Raw genomic sequence first — 4,312 nt, 5'->3', positions numbered from 1 at the left:
CAGTGACTCCTACCGTGTCAAGGTAGTGCTCTACCTCTGAGCTAATCGCCCCAGGAACTGGAACCTAACACCTGGTTAAATCAGACCCAAGGCTTGTTGTTTTCAAAAATTACGCAACATTGAAAGGCGCCAGCGATCTCTTTTTGTAAGCATTGCTGATTCCAGCTTTAATTCACCTCTGCCTTCAAGCTGTACCCGCTCCTCGGGCTTAAGTTCACGGCTTGGGTTTGTAATAACTTTCCAATCGATCCGCACCTTGCCGGAACGAATTAGTTCCGCCATACGGTTTCGGGAGATAGCAAATCCGGCTGATGCCACTGCATCTAGGCGTAGAGATGCTTCTACGCTGGTGATTTGTTTTGGCTTAGGCATTTGGCTGGGTAAGCGCTCCCAGCCGGTTTCTGCAACCGAGCAGAGCACTGTGCGCACCTGTATTGGCTTGCCAATTAGGGCTATTGCAGCTAGCGGGCTTACTACTGCTAGTGCGCCACGATCGCCTCGCACTAAAACATCTCCAAGTTCTGCATCCCCTAACCCATCGGCTTGCAACGCCTGGCGAAAATCAATTGCTTCAGCTGGATCAAATAAGAAATTGCCGCTTATTTCCAGCAATTTAAATTGCTCTGCTGGCGGCATTTGTTCTGGCAATTCCTGTGGCGTTTGTTGGTTGCTTGCTGGATCAGATGTGGAATTTTCAGAACGCTCAAGCCGCAACCTCCGGCGTTCCGCTTGGGGGAAACCGCCGTTGCTAATTACTGTTAGTTCAATCAGTTGATTTAACCGATTCAGGCATTCTTCTTGCTCTGGTGCCGTTAAAAAACCACTCCATTGCGGTTGATACGTGCGCAGGCTGATCGCCGCCAGATTTAATACCGCCGCCAGGGAATTGGGGTAACTAGCCCCCAGCAGCAGCTCGCGAGTTGGCAGCATCAATCCTCCCTTAATCGCACCACTAAGCGAGGTTTAGCGCTTTGAATCAACCCCCAGGGGATGTTTTGGCCTGGTGCAGCCTCCACAAGTAACACCCATAACCCCTCGTCTAGGCGATTGCACACTGTGCGCACTTGGTCGTCGCCATCGCTGGTAACACTGGCTGCTGCAGCAAAACTACCCATCCAGCCGGCCCCTAAACCAAGTAATCCACCGATGAATGGTTGGCCAATGGGGCCAGCGAAAGCAAAGGTGTCGAGGTTGGTGATGAAAGTGAACATCACTCCAGCCCCAAACCCGAAGGGCAAAAGCCAGCGGGCCATGCTGCGCTGACGAGCCCTCCTGCTTATGGCTGGATTTAGCGTTGCCAAACTTTTGGGGTCTAGAGCGCCTGCACCAACAGCTTGAAGCTTGAGGGGCATTTGCTGTTTATCCAGTTGCACACTGTTGAGTTGCTGCTGCAACTGCTCCACCTCTTCAAGGCTTGCGAGCACCACCGCCACGCTAAGTGCCATTGCTTTCAGCCTGTTCAGGAGCGGTCTCTACACTGCACCCCCGCATGCCCCTACCGCGGACGATGACAAAAGTTTTGGTGTCGGATCCCATCGATCAGGTGGGGATAGACATTCTTTCTCAAGTAGCCCACGTTGATGTGCTTACGGGCCTGCCAGCAGCAGAGCTCAAACAAATCATCGGCGAATACGACGGCTTGATGATTCGCTCTGGCACCCAGGTAACGGCGGAAATTATTGAAGCGGCCCCCCGTTTGCGAATTATTGGTCGGGCTGGAGTGGGGGTAGACAACGTTGATGTGGCCACTGCCACCAAACATGGGGTGTTGGTGGTTAATTCACCAGAAGGGAACACGATTGCAGCGGCGGAACACGCCTTGGCAATGATGCTGGCCTTATCGCGTCACATACCAGCAGCCCACAGCAGCACCAGCGCCGGTGGTTGGGACCGCAAAACCTATGTGGGGAATGAGCTCTACAAAAAACGCCTCGGCGTGGTGGGGCTAGGCAAAATTGGTTCCCACGTGGCAAGGGTTGCCCAAGCCATGGGCATGGAGGTAATCGCCTACGACCCCTTCATCTCAGACGAACGGGCCCAGCAACTAAGGGTGCGGCTTAGCCCCCTAGAGCCCTTGTTTAAGGAAGCCGACTACATCACCCTGCACCTGCCTCGCACCGCTGAAACCGAAAATTTGGTTAACGCCGCTTTGCTGGCCAAAATGAAGCCCACCGCCCGTTTGGTTAATTGCGCCCGCGGTGGAATTATTGCTGAGGCAGACCTTGCTGAGGCATTGAAAAATGGGGTAATTGCTGGCGCTGCTCTGGATGTGTACGCCAAAGAACCACTGGAGGCAGATTCCCCCTTACGCAGTGTTGGCGAGCGGCTGATTCTCACCCCCCATCTCGGCGCTTCCACCGAAGAAGCCCAGGTAAATGTGGCCGTGGATGTGGCAGAACAAATTCGCGACGTACTACTTGGCTTGCCTGCCCGCAGCGCAGTAAATATCCCCGGCCTCACCCCCGAGGTAATGGAAAAGCTCAAGCCCCATCTGCAGCTGGCAGAAACCCTTGGCTTGTTGCTCAGCCAGCTATCTCGGGGTTCGGTGCAGGAATTGGAGGTGCGGCTGCAGGGGGAATTTGCTGAACATCCAAGTCAACCCTTGGTGGTGGCAGCCCTCAAGGGGCTTTTGAGCTCGGCTTTGGGCGATAAAATTAATTACGTGAATGCAGCCCTAGAAGCGAAGGGTCGTGGCATTCATGTGCTGGAGATCAAAGATGATGCCAGCCGCGATTTTGCCGGCGGCTCCTTGCAGCTTTCTTGCCGCAATTCCCAGGGCAGCCACACCGTTACCGGTGCGGTGTTTGCCGATGGGGAACTGCGTGTTACGAGCATTGATGAATTTCCTCTCAATGTGCCCCCCAGCAGGCACATGCTGTTTACCCGCCACCGGGACATGCCAGGCATCATTGGCCACCTCGGCTCCCTGCTCGGTGAGCACAATGTGAATATCGCTTCAATGCAGGTGGGCCGCCGGATAGTGCGCGGTGATGCGGTGATGGTGCTCAGCCTTGACGATCCAATCCCCCCCAGCCTGCTAACAAGCATCTACGCAATTAACGGCATTCAAGAAGCCCATCCCGTAACCCTTTAAACGATGACAATTTCCCCCTCCTCCAGCTGGTGGCGGCTGGAAATTGATCCTTCTGCTGACCTAGAGGAATCATTGATTTGGCGCTTGGAAACCCTGGGTATTTCCAGGGTGGCGATTCAATTCAAGCCAGATCAGCCGAGCCATCGCACCCTGCTGGCCTGGCTGCCGGCGGCGGATTGGCCAGCAAGTGAGCGCCAAAGTCTTGAGCAGGCCTTATCTGCCCTTGCTGAACCTTTTGGCTTGGAGTTGCCTCAATTGAGTTGGCAACAACAGCCCGAGGAAGATTGGAGCCATAGCTGGAAACAGCACTGGGCTCCGGATCCTGTAGGTGAAAAGCTTCTGATTTTGCCCGCTTGGCTGCAATGCCCTGAGGAATTCCGCAATCGTGAAGTGCTGCTGCTGGATCCAGGCAGTGCCTTTGGCACCGGTAGCCATCCCACTACTCGGCTTTGCATGGAAAGCTTGGAGCAGATCCCTTTGGCGGGCGCCTTGGTGGCAGATCTGGGCTGCGGCAGCGGCATCCTCGGCATAGCAGCCCTGGCCCTAGGAGCAGGTGCTGTGGTGGCAAGCGACACCGACAGCCTGGCAATACTTGCCAGCGCATCTAACGCTGCCCTGAACGGCATGGAGCAGCGGCTCCAGGCTCGATTGGGTTCAGCCCAAGAACTTAAGGAGTTGCTGGGCCAGCGAAGTGCCCAGGTGTTGCTTTGCAACATCCTTGCTCCGGTGCTGGCGGAACTGGCGCCGTGGTTCGAGAAATTGATTGCCGTTAACGGCGTGGGTTTGCTGAGCGGCCTCTTGGTGGAACAGGTGGAGCCCTTGGCTGATCAACTCACTTCAATGGGCTGGCAATGCCGCTTGGCGGCTGAACAATCCCGTTGGGCACTGCTAGAAATCACCCGTTAACGCTGTTTTGTTAGATAAATTTTGCTTATACAAGTTGGTTCAACCATTGGCCTTCTCGGTTTGTTGCCACCATGGCCTTCAGATAGGTGTACAAAGGTCGAGCCCCTACAGGCCCGGTTCGCCGTGGACCTGAGCAACCATCACTGCCATGGCGTCTTACAAGGTCACTCTCGTTAACGAAAGCGAGGGCCTAAACAAAACCATTGAAGTGCCCGATGATCAATACATCCTCGACGCAGCCGAGGAACAGGGCATCGATCTTCCTTATTCCTGTCGCGCCGGTGCATGTTCAACATGTGCAGGCAAGATCAC

The 4,312-nt window shown here is 54.9% G+C and carries 5 protein-coding genes; 3 read left to right on the top strand and 2 right to left on the bottom strand.

What is annotated here, in order from left to right; genetic code table 11:
* Positions 1-102: 102 nt before the first annotated feature.
* A complete protein-coding gene (locus AC2JC8_RS03470; RefSeq protein ID WP_484594206.1) occupies positions 103-930 on the bottom strand; it encodes a photosystem II electron transport protein, Sll1252 family in 828 nt (275 codons plus the stop codon).
* Complete coding sequence (locus AC2JC8_RS03465) at positions 930-1,445, bottom strand: hypothetical protein (RefSeq protein WP_295474780.1); 516 nt, start codon at positions 1,443-1,445, stop codon at positions 930-932. The genes AC2JC8_RS03470 and AC2JC8_RS03465 overlap by 1 nt, the downstream gene beginning before the upstream one ends.
* 62 nt (positions 1,446-1,507) lie before the next feature.
* Between AC2JC8_RS03465 and serA the strand changes: the two genes are divergently transcribed.
* The 3 genes from serA to AC2JC8_RS03450 all read left to right on the top strand — a co-directional run.
* On the top strand, positions 1,508-3,094 hold the full coding sequence (serA, locus tag AC2JC8_RS03460; RefSeq protein ID WP_295533601.1) for a phosphoglycerate dehydrogenase: 1,587 nt from the start codon (positions 1,508-1,510) through the stop codon (positions 3,092-3,094).
* A 3-nt stretch (positions 3,095-3,097) separates the two neighbouring features.
* The gene (gene prmA / locus AC2JC8_RS03455; RefSeq protein ID WP_484594205.1) at positions 3,098-4,000 is read left to right on the top strand and encodes a 50S ribosomal protein L11 methyltransferase; all 903 of its coding nucleotides are present in this window, start codon (positions 3,098-3,100) and stop codon (positions 3,998-4,000) included.
* Between the two features lie 148 nt (positions 4,001-4,148).
* On the top strand, positions 4,149-4,312 hold a 164-nt coding region (locus tag AC2JC8_RS03450), incomplete at its 3' end, for a 2Fe-2S iron-sulfur cluster-binding protein (protein WP_484594208.1).

It is taken from the genome of Synechococcus sp. (genome assembly GCF_982614295.1).
The sequence above is the reverse complement of the archived record's forward strand: the minus strand, read 5'-3'. Positions and strand labels throughout refer to the sequence as shown.

Excerpts from the sequence above, each read along its gene's own strand:
- AC2JC8_RS03470 (WP_484594206.1), bottom strand. The coding sequence starts at position 930 with ATGCTGCCAACTCGCGAGCTGCTGCTGGGGGCTAGTTACCCCAATTCC.
- AC2JC8_RS03465 (WP_295474780.1), bottom strand. The coding sequence starts at position 1,445 with ATGGCACTTAGCGTGGCGGTGGTGCTCGCAAGCCTTGAAGAGGTGGAG.
- serA (WP_295533601.1), top strand. The coding sequence starts at position 1,508 with ATGACAAAAGTTTTGGTGTCGGATCCCATCGATCAGGTGGGGATAGAC.
- prmA (WP_484594205.1), top strand. The coding sequence starts at position 3,098 with ATGACAATTTCCCCCTCCTCCAGCTGGTGGCGGCTGGAAATTGATCCT.